General features: G+C 69.5%; 14 protein-coding genes and 1 pseudogene. 7 read left to right on the forward strand and 8 right to left on the reverse strand.

Annotated elements, in window-relative coordinates:
• Window positions 1–147: 147 nt before the first annotated feature.
• Together MXD62_RS15660 and MXD62_RS15665 are read right to left on the reverse strand one after the other, a co-directional pair.
• Window positions 148–636 (reverse strand): hypothetical protein, encoded by a 489-nt coding sequence (locus MXD62_RS15660; protein ID WP_248829986.1) that lies wholly within the window; start codon window positions 634–636, stop codon window positions 148–150.
• A gap of 272 nt (window positions 637–908) precedes the next feature.
• Window positions 909–1,350 (reverse strand): annotated as a pseudogene (locus MXD62_RS15665) (SDR family NAD(P)-dependent oxidoreductase); the annotation flags it as partial.
• Between the two features lie 49 nt (window positions 1,351–1,399).
• Between MXD62_RS15665 and MXD62_RS15670 the strand changes: the two are divergent.
• Together MXD62_RS15670 and MXD62_RS15675 are read left to right on the forward strand one after the other, a co-directional pair.
• Window positions 1,400–2,053, forward strand: coding sequence for a TetR/AcrR family transcriptional regulator (locus tag MXD62_RS15670; protein WP_248829988.1), 654 nt, complete (start codon window positions 1,400–1,402; stop codon window positions 2,051–2,053).
• Window positions 2,050–2,886 carry an SDR family NAD(P)-dependent oxidoreductase gene (locus MXD62_RS15675; RefSeq protein ID WP_248829989.1) on the forward strand — a complete coding sequence of 279 codons (837 nt, stop codon included), beginning with the start codon at window positions 2,050–2,052 and terminating at the stop codon, window positions 2,884–2,886. Before MXD62_RS15670 ends, MXD62_RS15675 begins: the two co-directional genes overlap by 4 nt.
• 390 nt (window positions 2,887–3,276) lie before the next feature.
• Here the strand turns inward: MXD62_RS15675 and MXD62_RS40705 are convergent, their stop codons facing one another.
• Together MXD62_RS40705 and MXD62_RS15685 are read right to left on the reverse strand one after the other, a co-directional pair.
• A complete protein-coding gene (locus MXD62_RS40705; protein WP_368862406.1) occupies window positions 3,277–3,672 on the reverse strand; it encodes an SRPBCC family protein in 396 nt (131 codons plus the stop codon).
• 120 nt (window positions 3,673–3,792) lie between these two features.
• Window positions 3,793–5,346: an alpha/beta hydrolase domain-containing protein gene (locus tag MXD62_RS15685; RefSeq protein WP_248829991.1), complete on the reverse strand. Its 1,554-nt coding sequence runs from the start codon at window positions 5,344–5,346 to the stop codon at window positions 3,793–3,795.
• Window positions 5,347–5,480: 134 nt separating this feature from the next.
• On the opposite strand from MXD62_RS15685, the gene MXD62_RS15690 reads away from it, so the two are divergent.
• Complete coding sequence (locus MXD62_RS15690) at window positions 5,481–5,957, forward strand: ABC transporter substrate-binding protein (protein WP_248829992.1); 477 nt, start codon at window positions 5,481–5,483, stop codon at window positions 5,955–5,957.
• Here the strand turns inward: MXD62_RS15690 and MXD62_RS15695 are convergent.
• Window positions 5,923–10,038: a bifunctional nitrate reductase/sulfite reductase flavoprotein subunit alpha gene (locus tag MXD62_RS15695; protein WP_248829993.1), complete on the reverse strand. Its 4,116-nt coding sequence runs from the start codon at window positions 10,036–10,038 to the stop codon at window positions 5,923–5,925. The two genes, MXD62_RS15690 and MXD62_RS15695, sit on opposite strands and share 35 nt — an antisense overlap.
• Before the next feature lie 246 nt (window positions 10,039–10,284).
• Here MXD62_RS15695 and nirB point away from each other — a divergent pair, with 246 nt between their 5' ends.
• From nirB to MXD62_RS15710, 3 genes are read left to right on the forward strand one after another with little or no spacing between them, the layout of a single operon-like run.
• Window positions 10,285–12,825 carry a nitrite reductase large subunit NirB gene (nirB, locus tag MXD62_RS15700; RefSeq protein ID WP_248829994.1) on the forward strand — a complete coding sequence of 847 codons (2,541 nt, stop codon included), beginning with the start codon at window positions 10,285–10,287 and terminating at the stop codon, window positions 12,823–12,825.
• Between the two features lie 50 nt (window positions 12,826–12,875).
• Window positions 12,876–13,232, forward strand: coding sequence for a nitrite reductase small subunit NirD (gene nirD, locus MXD62_RS15705; protein WP_368862408.1), 357 nt, complete (start codon window positions 12,876–12,878; stop codon window positions 13,230–13,232).
• The gene (locus tag MXD62_RS15710; protein ID WP_248829996.1) at window positions 13,229–14,377 is read left to right on the forward strand and encodes a uroporphyrinogen-III synthase; all 1,149 of its coding nucleotides are present in this window, start codon (window positions 13,229–13,231) and stop codon (window positions 14,375–14,377) included. Before nirD ends, MXD62_RS15710 begins: the two co-directional genes overlap by 4 nt.
• A 48-nt stretch (window positions 14,378–14,425) precedes the next feature.
• On the opposite strand, the gene MXD62_RS15715 is transcribed toward MXD62_RS15710, so the two are convergent.
• From MXD62_RS15715 to MXD62_RS15725, 3 genes are all read right to left on the reverse strand, one after another.
• Window positions 14,426–15,820, reverse strand: coding sequence for a NarK/NasA family nitrate transporter (locus tag MXD62_RS15715; RefSeq protein WP_248829997.1), 1,395 nt, complete (start codon window positions 15,818–15,820; stop codon window positions 14,426–14,428).
• A 159-nt stretch (window positions 15,821–15,979) separates the two neighbouring features.
• On the reverse strand, window positions 15,980–16,792 hold the full coding sequence (locus MXD62_RS15720; RefSeq protein WP_248829998.1) for a sugar phosphate isomerase/epimerase: 813 nt from the start codon (window positions 16,790–16,792) through the stop codon (window positions 15,980–15,982).
• 113 nt (window positions 16,793–16,905) lie between these two features.
• Complete coding sequence (locus MXD62_RS15725; RefSeq protein WP_248829999.1) at window positions 16,906–17,940, reverse strand: zinc-binding dehydrogenase; 1,035 nt, start codon at window positions 17,938–17,940, stop codon at window positions 16,906–16,908.
• Between the two features lie 102 nt (window positions 17,941–18,042).
• On the opposite strand from MXD62_RS15725, the gene MXD62_RS15730 reads away from it, so the two are divergent.
• The gene (locus MXD62_RS15730) at window positions 18,043–18,768 is read left to right on the forward strand and encodes a TetR/AcrR family transcriptional regulator (protein WP_248830000.1); all 726 of its coding nucleotides are present in this window, start codon (window positions 18,043–18,045) and stop codon (window positions 18,766–18,768) included.
• Window positions 18,769–19,202 lie beyond the last annotated feature (434 nt).

Below are 19,202 nucleotides of genomic sequence, written 5' to 3' on the forward strand. Positions count from 1 at the left end.
ACACCATCAACAAGCCGGAAAGGGAAAGATCACCGATCTTTGATCACGCCAACCGTCGTTACTGACGGATGTAGGTCTGAGCAAGGACCTACCTACCGCTCCCGCAGCCTGGAATCCAGCTCCGGCCAGTCCAGACCGGTGACCAGGTCAGCTGGGGCATTCCAGGCCGAATTCGGTCATGACGGCGGCGGGTACGCCGTCGTCGCAGCCGACCTCGGAGGAGCCGAAGCTGACGACCTTCCAGGTGCCGCCGGTCTCGTGCAGCACCGCCCGGGCACCACCGGCGGAGGGCGAGGAGGTGGCGGCGGAGGCCCAGGTGGAATCGATCGAGGAGATCGTGATCTTTTCGACGGCTGCGTCCGAGGCGATCGCCGGATCACGCTTCACGGCATCAGCGATCGCGGCGATGGGCGACGGGGATGCCGTGGCGACGGGTGTCGAGGAGGCAACGACGACGGGCGTCGGGGATGCCGTGGCGACGGGTGTCGAGGAGGCGGCAACGTCGACGCCGACTGATGCGGACACAGCCTCCTGCCGCTGACCGCCCTCGCACCCGCCCAGGACCATGGTCAGTCCGACCACCGCCGCGACCACCACCACGGTCCTCGTCGCAACGATGATGCAAGTGCGTGCCACGTCAACCCCCGGAGTAGTGCAGTCGGGGGAGGCTAGCACCGATATTCGGCCATGCCGGCAAGAGTCGGGTATCGATCACACGGTCGACATCCCTGGTTGCGACATCCCTGGTTACCGGGCCACCTCCGCCGCCAGTCGGTTCCACCGTCCGTCGGAGGTTCCGGCGCCTTCTGCTTTGCGGCACCGGCGCTCCGTTGGCGGCTGGCTCTGTCGAGGTGCCGGACGTCGCCTTGTGTGCTCGGGCGGCGTTCGCGACGACGGTGACCTCTGCCGTTGAGGGACGCGATGCCAGCGGTTCCCGGCATTGTCGCGCGGGCGGTTATCGCTGCCCAGCAGCGTGATGGAGCCGGACGGTGTGAGGTGCGGCAGCGCTGCCTGGAGGACGGTGAGGTGGGCCCAGAACTTCGCGTCGAAGGCTCGGCGGAGCACGTCGAGGTCCAGGTTGACGATGGGCCCCACGCCCTCCTGGCCGCTGAGGGTGATGATCAGCCAGTCGACGAGGTCGATTGCTTCAAGAACGGCGGCGATCTCGGCACGGTTCCCGCCGTCGGCCCGGTGTCCGATCAGCGCCGGGTCGCTCGCGGCGACGTCGTCGAGGCGCTGCCTGCCACGGCCGACGACATGGACCGTCGCGCCGAGGGCCTGCAGCCGCCGGGCGGTGGCCAGGCCGATGCCCGATGTGCCGCCGACGACCAACGCGGTGCGCTCGTCCATGTGATCTCCTAATTCAAACCGGTACGTCTCGTCTCGAATTGACGCTAGCATGGACGCCGTGACCGACCACACCGCTCCGGACCGCCCCGGGCGCAAGCGCAGCGAGGAGAGCAGGCTGGCCATCCTGGCCGCGGCCGTCGAGCTTGTGGGCGAGGTCGGTTACGCCGGCCTGACCATCGAGGGCATCGCGGCTCGCTCGGGTGCGGGCAAGCAGACGATCTACCGATGGTGGCCGTCCAAGGCCGATGTGCTGCTCGACGCGCTGGCCACCAAGGCTGACCTGCACGTACCCATCCCGGACGAGGGCAGCTACCCCGCCGACCTGCGCGCCTTCCTCGCAGCGAGCTTCCGGCTGGGCCGTGACCGGCGGGTCGTCGACGCGTTGCGGGCGCTGATGGCCCACGCGCAGATCGACGAGGAGTTCCGGGACCGGTTTCGGGCCGCGTTCCTGCAGCGCCGCCGGGACGCGCTCGGGATCATTCTCGACCGTGCTCGGACCCGCGGTGACCTGCCGCCCGTCCCCTCTCCTGGCACCGCCGTCGACCTGATCTTTGGCGTCATCTGGTACCGAATGCTCGCCACCAGCCAACTCGTCGACGAGAACCTGATCGACGAGCTCGTCGCCACGCTCGCCGAACCACGGACCGCCCAACCACAAACCGCCGTAGACACGCCCACCGCACCGGAGGCGAGGAGCACATGACCGGCCCGCGGACGGTTCTGATCACGGGCGCCACCGACGGCCACGGCCGCGCTCTCGCGCACCGGCTCGCCGCCGAAGGCACCACCCTGATCCTGCACGGTCGTGACCCCGACAAGCTCGCCCGTACCGCCGACGACATCCAGACCGCCCACCGTGTCTCGCGGCCCAGGATCATGCAGGCTGATCTGGCCGAACTGGCCCAGGTGCGCCGCCTCGCCAGCGACGTGCAGGCGGTCACCGACCGGCTCGACGTGCTCGTCAGCAACGCAGGCATCGGTGCCGGCCACCCCGACGGACGTACCCGCCGTACCAGCGCCGACGGTTATGAGCTGCGCTTCGCCGTCAACTACCTGGCCGGGTTCCTCCTCACCCTCGATCTGCTCCCGCTGCTGCGCCGGTCCGCCCCGGCCCGCATCGTGAACGTCGCCTCCATCGGCCAGCACCCTCTTGACCTGGGGGACCTGATGATCGAGCGCGGTTACAGCGGCACTCGCGCCTATGGCCAAAGCAAGCTCGCTCAGATCATGTCCGGTTTCGAGCTGGCTCAACGGCTGCCCGGCGCCGAAGTGACGGTCAACAGCCTGCACCCCGCGACCTACATGCCAACCAAGATCGTATTGGCGGAGATCGGCCATCACATCGACAGCATCGACGACGGTGTTTCCGCCACCCACCGGCTCGTGACCGACGACGCCGTCGCTGGTGTCACCGGCCGCTTCTTCGACCGGACTCGCGACACCAGGCCCAACATCCAGGCCTACGGCGAGCAGGCACGAGCCGAACTGTGGAGACGAAGTCTCGAACTCGTGGACCGAGCAGGTGTTCCCCTCTGACCGTATCCACGGGAAGCATGTGATGGGTCACGGGTGACCAAGGGCGCTCGCCCGGTCAGGGGCCTCGACACCCCTGAGTCGACGCTCCGGCTGGTGGTGCCCGAAGCCGAGGTCGAGGCCCAGATCGGTCCGATGCGCCGGATGTGGGACGCGGGAGGGGAGTACACGCCGGACTGCCCCGGCGACCTCCGCAACGAGGTGGACGCCGAGATGTACTGCCTCGGGACCCGCGCCGAGGACAGCTCGACGATCTATGCCCACGTGTACGTGGCCTGGGTCAGCGGCGACAGGACCTGCCTCGGATGGAGCTATGGCGGACCGACCCCTTCCGGGACTCCTGCGACGACCGACGTCCGCCCGGCTGACCGCGCTCCCGCATGCATTCCCGCGTCAGGACTCCAGGAGGCTCCGCAGGCGTCCAAGGTCCGCACGCACGAGCGCCGCGTCCCGATCGAAATCGCCATCCGCCACGCCGGGCAGCTGGTAGAGCGTGAAGACGACCTCGCTGCCCTCACTGTTGCGCAGTACTCGGAGCGGGTTGTGAACCACCGTTCCGTCCGGGAGCGTCACATCGTGGTCAAGCACACCGTGCTGCACCGGACCCGTGAAGGAGACTTCGACCGTTCCCATCGGTGAATCCGTCACCCAGCGCCCTTCCTCGAGCCGGATGCCGTTGCTCAGGCCCGCCGCCCACAGGGGAAGGTTCTCCGGGTTCCCGGCGAAGGCCGCGACCGCCGCGGGGGCGCGTTCGATGGGCTGTGAGATGTGCAGCGCTTGCCACGTCATTCGACCAGGCTACGAGGAGCCGCGGCACACGCGGGGGAGGGTGACGACGCCGTCCGACGGAATGCGGCCTCTTCAGCGGCCACCCTGACGGCCTCACACTGAGTCATGTTCGACTCGGCACTAGCGTTCGGGGAACAGCTCGGCTGCGTTGGCCGCCGCGGTCGCCTTGAGCGCAGGTGTGTCGCGGGCGGGGATGTATCCGGCTGTCACGGCTTCGTCGACGGCGTGGTCGTAGGCGGCGAGGTAGGCCTGGCGGTCGGGGTAGAGGGTCCGCAGGCGGGTGGTCGGGAAGGGTGACATCGTTCCGAACAGGGAGTCCATCAGGGAGGCGCCCGGGACGGTACCGCTGTAGGTCGCGACGGGAACCTCGAGCTCCGGCATCCGTATACCGCCGAGGGCGTTGCCGTAGGTGTCCCGCTCGATGCGCGGCGGGTTTCCGGCGAAGGCGATACGGGGCAGTGCCGGCGGCGGGGCTCCACCCGAGGCCCACCTCACCAGGTCCGTGCTGGCGGCGGACACGACCGGCTGCCAGTTGAGCGAGTTCGGAGCCGCCGTCGCGCCGACTGCGCCCGAGGTCGACCCGAGAGCGGCCGCGGGCAGGGTGAGGCCGTCGCGGGTGAAGAGCTTGACCACGTCGCCGATGGTGTCGGAACCGCCCCCGGCATGGGCGGCACCCGCGATCTCCCAGAATCGGAACGTGGCCGAGTCCGGTTGACGCGCCGGGTGGATCGACTCCGCCTCGGTCTCCGTGCTAACGAGGATCGACGGGATGCCGAGGTCATCGCGGATTCGCGTGGGCGGCCGGGTGAGCGAGGCGGCGGCGTCGTCGACTTCCGCGGCTATCTGGAAATCGGCCGCGCGCCCGAAGCTGGTGATCAACAGGGCGCCGTCGAGTGCCTTGCTCAGGGGCTGGACGCCGTTGAGGTAGGAGGTCAGGCGGAAGCCGGACTGGGATGCGCCGGTGCCGAACACGTGCTTGACGTCAAATCCGGCCATCGGGTCGATCGGCAGCTCTCCACGCTCGCGCCCGACGAGGAGCGCGGCCTTCGTGAAGATGTCGTAGGAGAAGTTGTCGCCGGGATGGGTCAACGATCCGTAACGATGCGGGTCCCAGTTCCGCAGGCCGTTTCCTTCGGCTCCGGGAACTCCGTCGAGGCCGACCTTCTGAGCCGACACGTAAACGGTGGCGTCGCCGTCGCGCACGCTCTCGTGGGTGAAGCTGCCGATCTCGAATCCGGCCGTCACATTGAGCCAGGACAGCCAGACGGTGCCGCTGAACTTCCTGGGCTCGCTGGGACGGATCACGAGAATCCGCGTCCTGAACGGTGCCGTGGCGGCCGGCCGCAACGTCCAGCGGCCATCCGTACCGAGCTGCGTGCCCGGCGCCGGGGCGTAGGAGGTGGCGTTGCCGTCGAGGATGAACTCCTGGGCGGTGTAGCCATAGCTGGCGAGGTCGAACACCGGGAGCGAGAAGGGGTTCGGACGGTCGCCATTGGTCGTCGGTCCCGTGACGGTCGTCCCGGTGCGCCTCGCCGCGTTGACGGTCGGCGTCGCTGTCTGGGTGGGCGTGTCTCCGCCAACGTCGTCAGCGCAGGCCGCGACACTGGTCAGAGCTGTGACCGCCGCGAGGGAGAGCAGAAGCGGGGCTAATCGACCTGGCCGGCGTCGTCTCATGCGCGCTCCTGATATCTGTGCACGGCAGAGGCCGCTGTCGCGTGTAAAGGGCTTGGCGGGCGCTATGACCCTAGTGCCACAGTAGGTGTGCGTCCAGACGATCCAGAAATATTATCTGGCCGTCGACGAGCTTTGTGGCCGCCGTCGCCCGGTCGAACCATCCACGGGCAGCGGTCGGCCACCCGTGGAGGATCGCGAATCCGGAACAGGGGAAGCAGCTGACCGAGCTGTTCACGCAGGTGGCCGGGTGGTTCTTCGCGGATACTCTCGTCCAGGTCACCACGTTCAAGATCCTGCCGACCAGGCCGAATGAGGAGCCTGGGACGGTCCACGGAACATTCCGCAGCACCGCCGCCCCGGAGACGAGCTCCATCGCGTTCCGGTGGGTGAAGCAGGCGGACGGGTTGGAGCTCGCGGATTTCGCCATCGAGAGCCTGTGGATCACGACGACCTACCGGCAGCAGTTCGCGCAGGTCATGAATCAGGGATCGACGCCTTCCGAAGGTACTGACGATCCGTCCGGTCCCTACGCTTGGGGACATGACGACAGCACGATCCCGCGCCAGTCGACTGTTGTCAGTAGACGTCGCGAAGATAACGCCCGTCGGTGATGAGCTGTCGGACATAGTCGCCGGCCTGTTCGGCGTTCAGGTCCCCGTGCTTCGCCACGACGTCGCGCAGGGCGGTGTCGACGTCCCTGGCCATCCGTGCCGCGTCTCCGCACACGTAGACCACGGCGCCCTCGCACAGCCAGCGCCACAGCGGTGCGCCTCGCTCGCGCATACGGTCCTGCACGTAGATCTTGGCTCGCTGGTCGCGGGAGAAGGCCGTGTCGAGTCGGGTCAGCAGTCCCGACCGCGCGAACTCGGCAAGCTCATCGCTGTAGTAGAAGTCGGTCGCGTTGCGCTGCTCGCCGAAGAAGAGCCAGTTGCGACCGGTGTGACCGCGGGCCCGGCGCGTGTCCAGGAAGGCGAGGAACGGGGCCAGCCCGGTGCCCGGGCCGATCATGATCATCGGCGTCTCCGGGTCGGACGGTGGGGCGAATCCCGAGGAGCGGGCGACGGCGACCTGTATTGGCGTACCGGCCGGAGCATCGGCGAGGAACGCCGACGCCACGCCGGTGCGTGCCGCGCCCGAGGGTGCGTCGTAGCGCACCACGGACACAAGTGTCCGAATCCGCCGAGGCGAGACTTCGGCCGACGACGAGATCGAGTACCGGCGTTCGCGTAGGGGCCTGAGGAGCTCGCACCACTCCTGCGCGGAGGCGTGCGTGCCGGTCTCGGCGATCACATCCACGGTCTGCCGTCCCCACAGCCACCCGTCAAGATCCGCACGGTCGCCGCGCAGCAGACGTTGGAGGTGGCGTGAGCCGCTGCGCTCAGCCACGAAGGTGAGAAACGCGCGGGATGGCTTCGCGATCTCAAGATGGTCGCGTAGGGCGACGGCGAGCTCTGTCTGGCCGAACTGGGGCAGTTCGACGATCGTGTCGCCGCGCAGACCTGTCGTGCTGAGCCATTCGTCGACCAGCTCGGCGCGATTGCTGGGCCGCAGGACTAGGACGTCACCGGTCTCATAGCCAAGGTCGCTGTCCCCCAGGTCGATCAGGAACTCGCGAACCTCCTTGGCTGAACCCGCGCCGCTGAGCAGTCGGTTGCCCGCCAGGATCACCCGGTGCGTCTCGCTCACCCGCGGGGCCGAGGACGCGCCCGGGAGCCGCGACACCGGCGGCGCAGGCGCAGGCACAGACACAGGCGCAGGCTCGGGTCTGGTGGGGGAGGCCCCTGCGCGAGCGGCAAGCACCCGGTCGAGCCAGGCCTGGGCCGCCTCGTCGAAATCCGGCTCGCAGTCGACCCGGTCGGCCAGGCGCAGTCCGCCGAGTTCGGCGAGCAGCTCGTCGATACGCCGGCCATGGCCGCAGAAGTCGCTGTAGCTGCTGTCACCGAGGGCGATCACGCTGAAGCGGACGTCGTCGAGCGGCATCGAGCGAGCTCGCAGCCTCGCCAGGAATTCGGAGCCGTTGTCGGGGGACTCCCCGTCGCCGAAGGTGCTCGTGACGACCACGAGGTCGGTGCGCGGGGCGATGTGGTCGATCTCGTTGAGGGACAGCCTGGTGACGACGGCGCCGGACTCGGTCAGCCTCGCCTCGGCCTGTTCGGCGACCCGTTCCGCGTTGCCGGTCTGGGAGGCCCAGCCGAGCAGCACCCTGCGCTCGCCTGTCCCCGACGAGATCTCGTGTCCTTCGGCCGGAAGGCGTGACCAGAGACCGGCCAGTACGCCGTTCACCCACAGGGCCGTCCGCGCGGTGACTGGTGCCGAGGGCGGGAGCGTGGGTACCGAGGTGAGCGGTCCGCGCGCCAGGTCGAGACCCAGGCCCGCCACGAAGCCAGCCAGATAGGTGCTTTCATCGTCGTTAAGCGCCGGGGCGGCCGTCCCGGCAAGCCCGAGCAGTCTCGCGACGGGGGCGGCGGAGGCCACGTCGCCCGCCTGAAGGGCTGAGGCCACGTTGCCCGCCTGAAGTACGTCGTTCGTGACGGTGGGCGGAGGCTGGGCCGTCGTGGGCGTGTGGACGCGCGTGAGCGCGACGGCGCTGGCCTTGAACCCGGGCTGCAGGGAGACAGGGTCCACCGCGTCGGATGTCGTGGCGTTCACCGCGAGGTACTCGCCGAACATGTCGTTCCAGTGGAACGGGGCGAAGCAGTTGCCCGGCTGGACCCGGTCGGTGACGACGGCGGGAAGGACGGCGCGCCCTCGCCGCGAGGCGACCTCCACCTGGTCCCCTGCGGAGATTTCGAGTGCCGCGGCGTCGTCCGGGTGAATCTCGATGAACGGGGCCGGGTTGAGCTTGTTGAGTCGCCCGACGCGCCCGGTCTTGGTCAGGGTGTGCCACTGGTGCTGGAGGCGACCTGTGTTGAGGAGATATGGGTACTGCTCGTCGGGCATCTCCTGCGGGTCGACGTGCGGCCGCGGCCAGAACTTCGCCCTCCCGGACGGAGTCGGGAACCGTGGGCCGTCGTCGGTCAGGTAACGGATCGGGTTGCGAGCGCCGGCGCCTGGCGGTGCGGGCCACTGCATCGGCCCGTCCCGCAGTCTGTCGTGGGTGATGCCGCGTAGGTCCCATCCGGTCACCGGATTCCACGCCTGACGCAGCTCGTCGAACACCTCCTGCGCACTGTTGTAGGTGAAGTGGTCGGCATATCCCAGACGGGCGGCGATCCCGGCGATGAGCTGCCAGTCGGCGCGTGCCTGGCCGGGCGGGTCCGCCGCGGGCTGGGCGAGGGTGAGATTCCGTTCGGAGTTCACCATCACGCCGGCCGTCTCCGCCCAGACGGCCGCGGGCAGGACGACGTCGGCGTAACCGGTGGTCTCCGTTTCGGTGAAGGCCTCGTGGACGAGGACGAACTCGGCCGTCTCCAGGCCTTCGATGACGGTGCGGCGGTTCGCCACGGTGGCGACCGGGTTGGTGCAGATGATCCATGCCGCCTTGATCGCCCCGGTCGACATCTGCTCGAACATTCCGATCGTGCCGTTGCCGTGGTCCGCGCGGATCGTGTCCGCCGGCAGGCCCCAGAGCTGCTCGATGTGTGCGCGGTCGGCGGGATCCAGGAGCGACCTCTGCCCGGGTAGGCCCGGCCCCATGTAACCCATCTCGCGGCCGCCCATCGCGTTGGGCTGTCCGGTGAGCGAGAACGGCCCGCTCCCGGTGCGGCAGATCGCGCCGGTCGCGAGGTGGAGGTTGATCAGAGCGTTGGTGTTCCAGGTCCCGTGGGCGGACTGGTTGAGTCCCATCGTCCAGCAGCTCATCCAGTTCCCGGCGGCCGCGATGAGTGCCGCGGCGGCGCGTAGGTCGTCTTCCGGGATACCGGTGATGCCGGCGACAGTGGCCGGGTCGTAGCCGGCGAGGAGGTCGGGCATGGCGGCCCAGCCCTCGGTGTGGGCGGCGACGAACGACTCGTCGACCGCGCCGGAGGCGTGCAGCAGGTGGAGCAGTCCGTTGAGCAGTGCGATGTCCGTGCCCGGCCGGAGCTGGAGGAACAGATCGGCCTTGTCCGCCGTCGCCGTCCGGCGGGGGTCGACCACGATGAGCTTCGCGCCGGCCTTGACACGATCCATAAGCCGCAGGAACAGGATCGGGTGGCAGTCGGCCATGTTCGCGCCGATGACGAGGAACACGTCGGCGTGGTCGAAGTCGTCGTAGCTGCCGGGGGGAGCGTCCGCACCGAGGCTGAGCTTGTAGCCCGAGGCGGCGCTGGCCATGCACAGCCGGCTGTTGCACTCCTGGTACTGGGTGCGCAGGAAGCCCTTGGCGAGCTTGGTGATCAGATACTGCGCCTCGATGCTCAGCTGGCCGGAGGTGTAGATGCCGATGGCGTCCGGGCCGTGTTCGTCGCGCAGCGCCGCGAGGCGGGCGGCGGCGAGGTCGAGCGCCGTGTCGACGTCGACCGGGGCCGGCTCCTCGTCGCGGCCGGCCCGGGCGAGCGCGGTGGTGAGCCGTCCGGGCGCGTTGAGCATTTCGGCTGTGGTCGCGCCCTTGGTGCACAGTCGGCCACGATTCGCCGGATGATCGGGATCCCCTGTGGAACGGACGACCCGCGGGGTGTCCCCACCGCGGTCGACCTCGAGGACGATCCCGCAGCCGACACCGCAGTACGCGCACACGGTGCGGACCCGGTCCAGCGCGACCTTGGTGGTCACAGAAGCCCCAGGCGCACTGTGCGGTGTCCTGCGGGTGGGGCGATAGACGGCGCTGACACAGTGCGACGGTTCCAGAGCCGGGTTACCCGGGCTCGCGTGTCGGGTTGCGGTCGCGCAACCGTCCCCTCACCACGGCGGACGGCGCGTGGCGAGCAATCCGTTTCGGCGAAGTAACCGTGCCGACCGCCCGGGATAACTCGCGGTGGTCAAGGTGGCACCAACCCAGAGCGGAGAGGGGACTGCTTCATGCCCGCAACCCGCCGGAAGCACGTCGTCGTCGTCGGTAACGGTATGGTCGGCCAGCGGTTCGTGGAGACACTGCGGCAACGCGACACCGGGGGCCGGTTCTCGATCACCGTGGTGGGCGAGGAGCCGCGCCGTGCGTACGATCGCGTCGCGCTCTCGTCCTACTTCGACGGAGTGAGCGCCGCCGAACTGGACCTCGTGGCCGCGGGCACCTACGACAGCCCGCACGCGACGCTGCATCTGGACGAGTCCGTCGCGGCGATCGACCGGGCCGCCTCGACCGTCACCACCAGCCGCGGTCGCACCCTCGACTACGACGTCCTCGTGCTGGCCACCGGCTCGTACCCGTTCGTCCCCCCGGTCCCGGGCAGGGACCTGGACGGCTGCTTCGTCTACCGGACCCTTGACGACCTGGACGCCATCCGCGCCGCTGCCGCTGCCGCGGCCGAACACACGCGTGGCCGCCGGGCCGGGCTGGTCGTCGGCGGTGGGCTGCTCGGGCTCGAGGCGGCGCGGGCGCTGCGCCTGCTCGGCATGAGCCCGCACGTGGTGGAGCTGGCGCCGCGGCTGATGCCGCTCCAGGTGGACGAGCCCGGCGGCGCGGTGCTCCGCCGACTGATCGAGCGCCTCGGCGTCACCGTCCACACGGCGACGTCCGTGGCCGCCGTCGAGCCCAGCGGCGGACGGCTGCTCGCCACCCTGGCCAACGGCACCGAGCTCGACCTGGACGTCGTCGTCTTCTCCGCCGGCATCCGTCCCCGCGACCAGTTGGCGCGTGAGTGTGGCCTTGCTGTCGGGTCGCGCGGCGGCGTCGCGGTGGACGCACGGTGCCGCACGACCGACGAGTCCATCTACGCCATCGGGGAGTGCGCCGTCGTCGACGGTCATGTGTACGGCCTGGTCGCCCCGGGGTACGACATGGCCTCCGTGGTCGCCGAGCAGCTGCTCGGCCGGGACGCCACGTTCACCGGCGCGGACCTGAGCACGAAGCTCAAGCTGCTCGGTGTCGACGTCGCCAGCTTCGGTGACGCCCTCGCGGCCACGGCGGGTGCGCTGGAGGTCCGCGTCGAGAACGCGGTGGAGAACACCTACGCCAAGATCGTCGTCTCCGACGACGCCAGCACGCTGCTCGGTGGCATCCTCGTGGGTGACGCGAGCCGCTATGCGGCACTGCGCCCGCTGGTCGGGCGGCGGCTCCCGGCGGACCCCGTCGCGATGATCGCCCCGACCGGCGGAGTCGACCTCGACGCGGGGGCCCTGCCTCGCGAGGCGCAGATCTGCTCCTGCAACGACGTCTCCAAGGGCGCGATCCTGGACTCGATCGTCGAGCACGGTCTCACCGACGTCGCGGGGATCAAGGCGTGTACGCGGGCCGGCACGACCTGCGGGTCCTGCGTGGCCCTACTCAAGCCACTGCTGGCCGAGGCCGGCGTCGAGGTCGGCACAGGGCTGTGCGAGCACTTCGACGTCACCCGGGCCGAGCTCTTCGAGATCGCCCGCAGTCAACGGATCGGCACCTTCACCGAGCTCGTCCAGCGGCACGGACGTGGCCGCGGCTGCGACACGTGCAAGCCCGCCGTGGCCTCGATCCTGGCCAGCCTGGGGCACGGCTACGTCCTGGACGGAGAACAGGCCGCACTGCAGGACACCAATGACCACTTCCTCGCGAACCTCCAGAAGAACGGCACCTACTCGGTGGTGCCCCGCATCCCGGGCGGGGAGATCACGCCGGAGAAGCTGATCGTCATCGGCGAGGTGGCCCGCGACTTCGGCCTCTACGTGAAGATCACCGGTGGGCAGCGCGTCGACCTGTTCGGGGCGCGGGTCGAGCAGTTGCCGCTGATCTGGAGGCGTCTGGTCGACGCCGGGATGGAGTCCGGCCACGCCTACGGGAAGGCGATGCGGACCGTGAAGAGCTGCGTCGGCTCGACGTGGTGCCGCTACGGTGTCCAGGACTCGGTCGGCCTCGCGATAGACCTCGAACTGCGCTACCGCGGCATCCGCGGTCCTCACAAGATCAAGGCTGGTGTCAGCGGCTGTGCCCGCGAATGTGCCGAGGCGCAGGGCAAGGACATCGGCGTGATCGCCACGGATACCGGCTGGAACCTCTACGTCGGCGGCAACGGGGGAGCGCGCCCGCGGCACGCCGACCTGTTCCTCACCTCGGTCGACACCGGGACCCTCGTCAGGACCATCGACCGTTTCATCATGTTCTATGCGCGAACGGCCGACCGCCTGCAGCGGACGTCCACCTGGGTCGAGTCGCTGTCCGCGGACGGTCAGGACGGACTGGCGTACCTGCGCGGCGTGCTCGTCGACGACAGCCTCGGCATCTGCGCCGAACTGGACGCCGCCATGGAATCGCACGTCGCGCACTACTCTGACGAGTGGGCTGACACCCTCGCCGACCCCGAGCGGCTCAGGCGGTTCGTCAGTTTCGTGAACGCACCGGAGGTGCCGGACCCGTCCATCCAGTGGGCGCCCGAGCGCGGCCAGATCAAACCGCTGATCGCCGGCCCGACCCTGGAGGTGGTGTCGTGAGGACCGTGGAGGCTGTGGAGGCCGTAGAGGCCGTGGAAGCCGCGGGGGCTGTGGAGGCCGACGTGTGGGACAGCGTCTGCGGCTCCCGCGACCTCCCCGTCGAGCGGGGCGTCGCCGCTCTGCTCGGTGACGTCCAGGTCGCGATCTTCCGGACCTACGACGGCGCGCTCTTCGCCGTCGGCAACCGGGATCCGTTCACCGGGGCGTTCGTGCTCTCCCGGGGCATCGTGGGTTCCCGGGGCGAGACCCCCACGGTCGCCTCCCCGCTCCACAAGCAGGTCTTCGACCTGCGCACCGGCCGCTGCCTGGACTCGGACGGCGTCGCCATCCCGACCTACCCGGTGCGGGAACGCGCCGGTCGCGTGGAGGTCCGCGTCGGGACGGAAGCCGGGCGAGCGTCGCGGTGACCGACTCCGGCCTGACGGCGCCCGTCGAGCCGCTCGCCGGTTACACGGTCGCGCTCACCGCGGCGCGCCGGCGTGAGGAGTTCGGCGCGGCCCTGGAGCGGCGCGGCGCCAAGGTCGTCTACGCCCCCGCCATACGCATCGTGCCGCTCGCGGACGACGCCCAGCTGCGGGAGGCCACCGAACGCTGCATCGCCGCACCCGTGGACGTCGTCGTAGCCACCACCGGAATCGGCTTCCGGGGCTGGGTCGACGCGGCCGAGACGTGGGGTCTCGCCGACCGGCTGGTCGCGGCGTTCGAGTCGGCGGATCTGCTGGCGCGCGGGCCGAAGGTGCGCGGTGCGATCCGGGCGACCGGGCTGCGTGAGGCGTGGTCACCCGAGTCGGAGTCATCCTCCGAGGTCATGTCATACCTGACCGCCCACGGCGGCCTGGACGGCAAGCGGATCGCGGTGCAGCTGCACGGCGAGCCACTGCCGGACATGGTCCAGACGCTGCGCGCGGCCGGCGCCGAAGTCATCGAGATTCCCGTCTACCGGTGGGTCCCGGCGCAGGACATGGCTCCCGTCCGCCGCGTGGTGGAATGCGTCGCGGCACGGTCGCTGGACGCGGTCGCGTTCACGAGCGCGCCCGCCGCCGCGAGCTTCCTGCAGACAGCCGACGAGATGGCGCTGCGATCCGCCGCCGCGGAGGCGATGCGCGGCCCGGTTGTCGCCGCCTGCGTCGGCCCGGTGACGGCCGCTCCCCTCGGGCGGGCTGGGATTCCGTGCGTGATCCCGACGCGGGGACGTCTGGGCGCGCTTGTCCGGGAGATCGTGGAGCAGGTGCCCATCCGGCGTGGCCTGCGACTGCGCGTCGGCGAGCGCGCGCTGGACGTCCGTGGCCACGCCGTGGCCGTCGACGGTGCGCTCGTCGCGCTGCCCGCCGCCTCGATGACGCTGCTGCGCGCCCTGGCGGCCAGGCCTGGCTATGTCGTCTCCCGGGCGGACCTGCTCAACCTGACCGGCACGACCGACGAGCACGCGCTCGAGGTCGCCGTGGGCCGCCTGCGCACGTCGCTCGGCGACCCCGCCCTCATCCGGACCGTGGTGAAGCGCGGATACCGGCTCGACTGTGAGCCGGTATCCGCCTCCTCCGGGTGCCTCTAGGCCGTCTCGGCGTCCAGGTTGTCCCGGTGTCCAGGCCATCCCGGTGTCTCAGATGCCGGCGGCGCGATTCTCGGACGGCCGGACATAGACGGCCCAGGTGACCGCGAGGCAGAGTGCGTAGAAGGCGATGAAGCCGACGTAGGCCGCGTCGCCGTTGCCGCTGCTCAGGAACGACTGGCGGAACGCGATGTTGACGAGCACACCGCCGAAGGCGCCGATCGCGCCGGCGATGCCGATCACGGCGTTCGCGATGCGCCGTGCCTCCTGGTCTCCGTCCGTGCGTAGCCGGAACACCGCCGGGATCATCTTGTAGACCGAGCCGTTGCCGATCCCGCTGAAGACGAACAGCGCCATGAACCCGACGAGGAACAGCGGCAGCGAGCCCTGCTTCGAGGCGACGAGCACGATGCTGCCGGCCGCCGCCATCGCGGCGAAGTTCCACAGCGTCGTCCGCGCACCGCCGAGGCGGTCGGCCAGCCAGCCGCCGACCGGGCGGACGAGCGAGCCGGTCAGCGGCCCGAGGAACGTCAGATACATGACCTTCACCGGGTCGACCCTGCCGGTTGCCGCGGAGAGGAAATGGGAGCCGAACTCGTTGGACAGCACCTGCCCGAACGCGAAGCCGAAGCCGATGAACGAGCCGAACGTCCCGATGTAGAGCAGCGAGATCAGCCAGGTGTGCACGTCGCCGCAGGCGTCGCGCATCGCCCGCTTCTCGTTCCGCACGTTGGCGATGTTGTCCTGTAGCAGCGCGGCCGCCGCGATCGCGATCACCACCAACGGCAGGTAGATCGCGACCATGACCCGCGGATGATCCTTCCCCGCGGTCGCGATGACGAGCAATCCGATCAACTGGACAGTCGCGACCCCGATGTTGCCCCCGCCGGCGTTGAGCCCGAGCGCCGCGCCCTTGAGCCGCTGCGGAAAGAAGGAGTTGATGTTGGTCATGGACGAGGCGAAGTTCCCGCCCCCGACGCCGGCCAGTGCGGCCAGGACCAGCAGCGTCGCGTAGCTCGTCCCGGGCTTCAACGCGATCCCGGTGGCGATCAGCGGGACGAGCAGAAGCGCCGCCGAGATGACCGTCCAGTTGCGTCCGCCGAACTTCGCGACGGCGAACGTGTACGGCAGCCGCACAGCGGAACCGATCGCGGTCGGCACTATCGTCAACATGAACTTCTCGGCGGCGGCCTGCTTCGGGTCAGCGGAGATCCCGTAATTCGGGCCGAGGAACAGCACGAACACCGACCACAGCGACCAGATCGAGAACCCGATGTGCTCGGAGAACACCGACACGAGCAGGTTGCGCCTGGCGACCGCCCGGCCTCCTCCGTCCCAGAACCGCTCGTCCTCGGGACGCCAGTCCTCCAGCCATCGCCCCCGGATCAGCCCGCCAGTCGGCGGTGCGGTGGTGGCAGTCGGAATCGGATCCAACGTCGTGGTCATCGTTCCTCCGGTCGGCTGCGTAGTCCGGTTACCGTGATGACCCTAGGAACCGCGGATTGCCTGGGCGTTCGCGTGCGGGGGCGACGTCGCAACGGATCCCACACCGTGCGCGGTAGCGGCTGGTGAGGTTCGGTCGCGGCCGGTTGGCGGCCAGACGAACTACAGCCGGGCCAGGAGGCCGCGAGTCGCCTCGACGCACCGGGCGAGCCGGTCATGGGGGCTGACGCCGGCTTCTGCCTGTGAGCGGATCGGTACCTCGAGTCCGATCACCCGGTCGCGGGGCAGCGCCGTGAGCAGGTCGAGCAACGGCAGTTCACCCGTGCCCGGCACCATCCGCTCGAACATCGCCTCCGTCATGTAGTCGGAGCTGGCGGGGACCAGCGGCGCGTCGCTGAGCTGGATGTAGCCGACGACGTCGGAGTCCAGTGCCGCGATGTCGTCGGGAGTGGAACCGGACCGGATGATGTGCATCGTGTCGATGAGGAGACGGAAGTCCGGCCGCCCTACCTGGCGGATGGCGTGGAGCGCCGTCGGTAGATCCCCGATTGTCAGGCCCGGGCCCGGCTCGATGGTCGTCTCCATACCGAACGACGCCGCCAGCTCGGCGAGAAGTCCGAACTGCTGCACGCTGCGGTCCGGATCGGGATCGAGGGAGACGGTGTTGACTCGTCGGACACCCAGCTCCGCCATAAGCTCAAGATCGGGAACCCGGTCGCGGACATCAGTACCCGCGCGGACGTTCATACCTTCGCCGAGTGAGATGGAGATGCCGCGGTCACGCATCGCCGCGATCATGTTCCGTCGCAGCGGGGCGTCCTCGCGTAACGAGAAAGGAGGGTAGCCAAGTGAGCTGTACGGATTGGATTCCAGGCCGGTGGAAATGTGCCGGCAGCCGAGATCGGCGGCCAGGGAGACGAAGTCCACCGGTGGCATTCCGAAGACGCTGAGAAACTCGATACCCAAGCTTTCCATCGGTTTCGCCTTCTTTCTGTGGTGGCAGGGCTCTGCCGTGCCGGAGCCGACGGCGTCGTGGGGGGCGGCGCGGGTCCGCGGGATATCTCGACAGGGACGTGCGTGGCTGTCGCTCAGGCCACCTTGAGGGAGACGCGTACCGCGTCCTGGCCGGGCACGCGTCGATCGGCCAGCGCCAGCGCGTCTTCGAACTGTTCCAGCGGGAACGACGCGCCGTGGAGCACGCCGGTGGGCACCTTCCCCTCGTTGATCATTGTGCAGGCGCCGGCCAGGTCGAGGCCGCCGCCGGGCGCGATGGTCAGGTGACGCAGCGGGATCTGACTGACGTCGAATCCGTCGAGAAGCCGGTCCTTCATCCCGGCCGCGACGATCGTGGCGCCGGTCCGGGCGATCCGCATGGCGGTCTTCAGCGTCACCGGGTTGCCTGACGCGGCGTCGAGGACGACGTCCGCCATCGCTCCGCCGGTGATCTCGGCGACGCGGGCGACCACGTCCTCGTTCTCCACATCGATGGCGTGATCCGCGCCGACCTCGAGCGCGGTGTCGAGTCGGAGCCGGTCGCCGGCCAGCCCGGTCACGATGATCGTTCCAGCGCCGGCCGCGCGGGCGCCGACGATCGCGGCCAGCCCCATGTGGCCAGGGCCCTCCACCACCAGAGTCTGGCCGGGCTGCACGGACCGGATCCAGGTGATCGCGTTGGTCAGGCACTCGTAGACCGTCAACTCGGTCGCCGGCAGGTCGTCGCGAAGCCGGTGGACCTCCGAGCCGGGCACGAGCTCCATGTAGTCGGCATAGCCGCCGAAGAGCCCGGATCCCTCATCAAGAGGAAAGTCGAACCCGTAAACCCTGCTCCCGGTTGGTCCGCGCACTACTGAACGGACCCCGACCCGGTCGCCTTCCCGGACGCCGAACTGCGCCTGCGCCTCCGGTGTGATCTCGTCGATCCGACCGACGATCTCGTGACCGGGAACGGCGGGGAACACCCCACCCGAGGGCACCGGCGCGTGCCCCCTGAACTGGTCGACATCGCTGTGGCAGATACCGACCGCCTCGACCCGCAGCACCGCGCATCCCGGCCTTAAGGCCGGCTTCGGGACCTCTCGAAGCTCCCAGGTCTCGTCACCCTTGAACACGATCGCACGTGGCACGTCAACGTCTCCTCACGACGAAGTGAGCTTCATAGTTATCTGTCAGTCGACAGGCAAGTCAATACTTGACGGTCGACTGACAGATTCATAAAGTGACGGATCGTGACGGCGGCCAGCGGGGCGAGGCGGACTCAGGCGGAACGGCGCGCGGCCTCCGAGGAGGCGGTGCTGCGGGCCGCCGCCGAGCTGATCGCGGAACGTGGGATCGAGCGTGCGTCGCTGCGCAGCATCGGCGCCCGCGCCGGGATCAGCCGTGCGATGCCCGCCTACCACTTCGGGTCGAAGGACGTCCTGATCGCCCGGCTCGCCGAGCGGGCACATGAGCGGACGTTGGGGGCGACCACGGAGGCGCTCAGGCAGGCGCGTCAACGCGTTGACGGGCTCTCCAGGCTCGAGGTGCTGCGGGCGACCATCGAGACCTACCTCCAGGTCTTCACCACGGCGGACTCTCCGGAGGAGCGTGCTGTCGTCGTGCTGTGGGGCGCCACCTTTCCCGCAGAGGCGGCGCTACCCACCGTCATCGAGGTGGACCGGCAGACGCATGACCAGCTCGCCGAGACGATCCGCGGTGGCCAACAGGACGGATCGATCCGCCAGGACATCGACGCCGATGCCGCGGCCATCATGATCACGGGAATGGCCCGCGGTGTCGCGGCCCTCTCGCTCACCCAGTCCGGCGCGGCCGACATGACACTGGTGCGAACCCTCTGCGGCGAAGCCATCTCCGCCGTACTCGGCACCCGTGACGAAACTCCCCCTCACACGCCGCGGACCTCGAACCCGCCGACCGGCCAGACCGGGCGTACCGCGCCGGAGGACGCCGCGTAGAAGGACAACGCCTGATGCAGGCCGTCGGGAGCGTGGCAGCCCAGCTCGCCTGGCTGCGCGAGACGGATCACCGGGTCTCCGGCCCGACCGTTCCGCTCCTGGGCCGAAGCCCGCCGGAGGCACTTCCAGCCTCGCTGACGACCGGTCGGCATCGTCGTCGAGGATCTGGAGGGTCGGTCACAATCCGTGGATGCCTCTAGGCATCGCTCCTGCCTCGGCTGGCCGTAACCGTCACCGCCGCATTCGCGGGCCAGTTGTGCGTAGGGGAGCCCGTCGCCGGGGATCGCCGGTTGGTCAGGGTCGACCAGGGCGCTCAACCGCGTCCCCCCGCTATGCCTGGCGGTCTCAGGGGTCAGCGCATCACCTGCATGCTTTCCGGCCCGACACGCCGGGCAGGCCTGGTGGGATGGGAACCGTGAGGAATGACATCGGGT

The sequence above is a fragment of the Frankia sp. Mgl5 genome, from assembly GCF_023242985.1.
GTDB lineage: Bacteria > Actinomycetota > Actinomycetes > Frankiales > Frankiaceae > Parafrankia > Parafrankia soli.

Coding starts and splice junctions, on each gene's coding strand:
- MXD62_RS15670 (WP_248829988.1), top strand. CDS start 1,400: ATGGACGCCGTGACCGACCACACCGCTCCGGACCGCCCCGGGCGCAAG.
- MXD62_RS15675 (WP_248829989.1), top strand. CDS start 2,050: ATGACCGGCCCGCGGACGGTTCTGATCACGGGCGCCACCGACGGCCAC.
- MXD62_RS40705 (WP_368862406.1), bottom strand. CDS start 3,672: ATGACGTGGCAAGCGCTGCACATCTCACAGCCCATCGAACGCGCCCCC.
- MXD62_RS15685 (WP_248829991.1), bottom strand. CDS start 5,346: ATGAGACGACGCCGGCCAGGTCGATTAGCCCCGCTTCTGCTCTCCCTC.
- nirB (WP_248829994.1), top strand. CDS start 10,285: ATGCCCGCAACCCGCCGGAAGCACGTCGTCGTCGTCGGTAACGGTATG.
- MXD62_RS15715 (WP_248829997.1), bottom strand. CDS start 15,820: ATGACCACGACGTTGGATCCGATTCCGACTGCCACCACCGCACCGCCG.
- MXD62_RS15720 (WP_248829998.1), bottom strand. CDS start 16,792: ATGGAAAGCTTGGGTATCGAGTTTCTCAGCGTCTTCGGAATGCCACCG.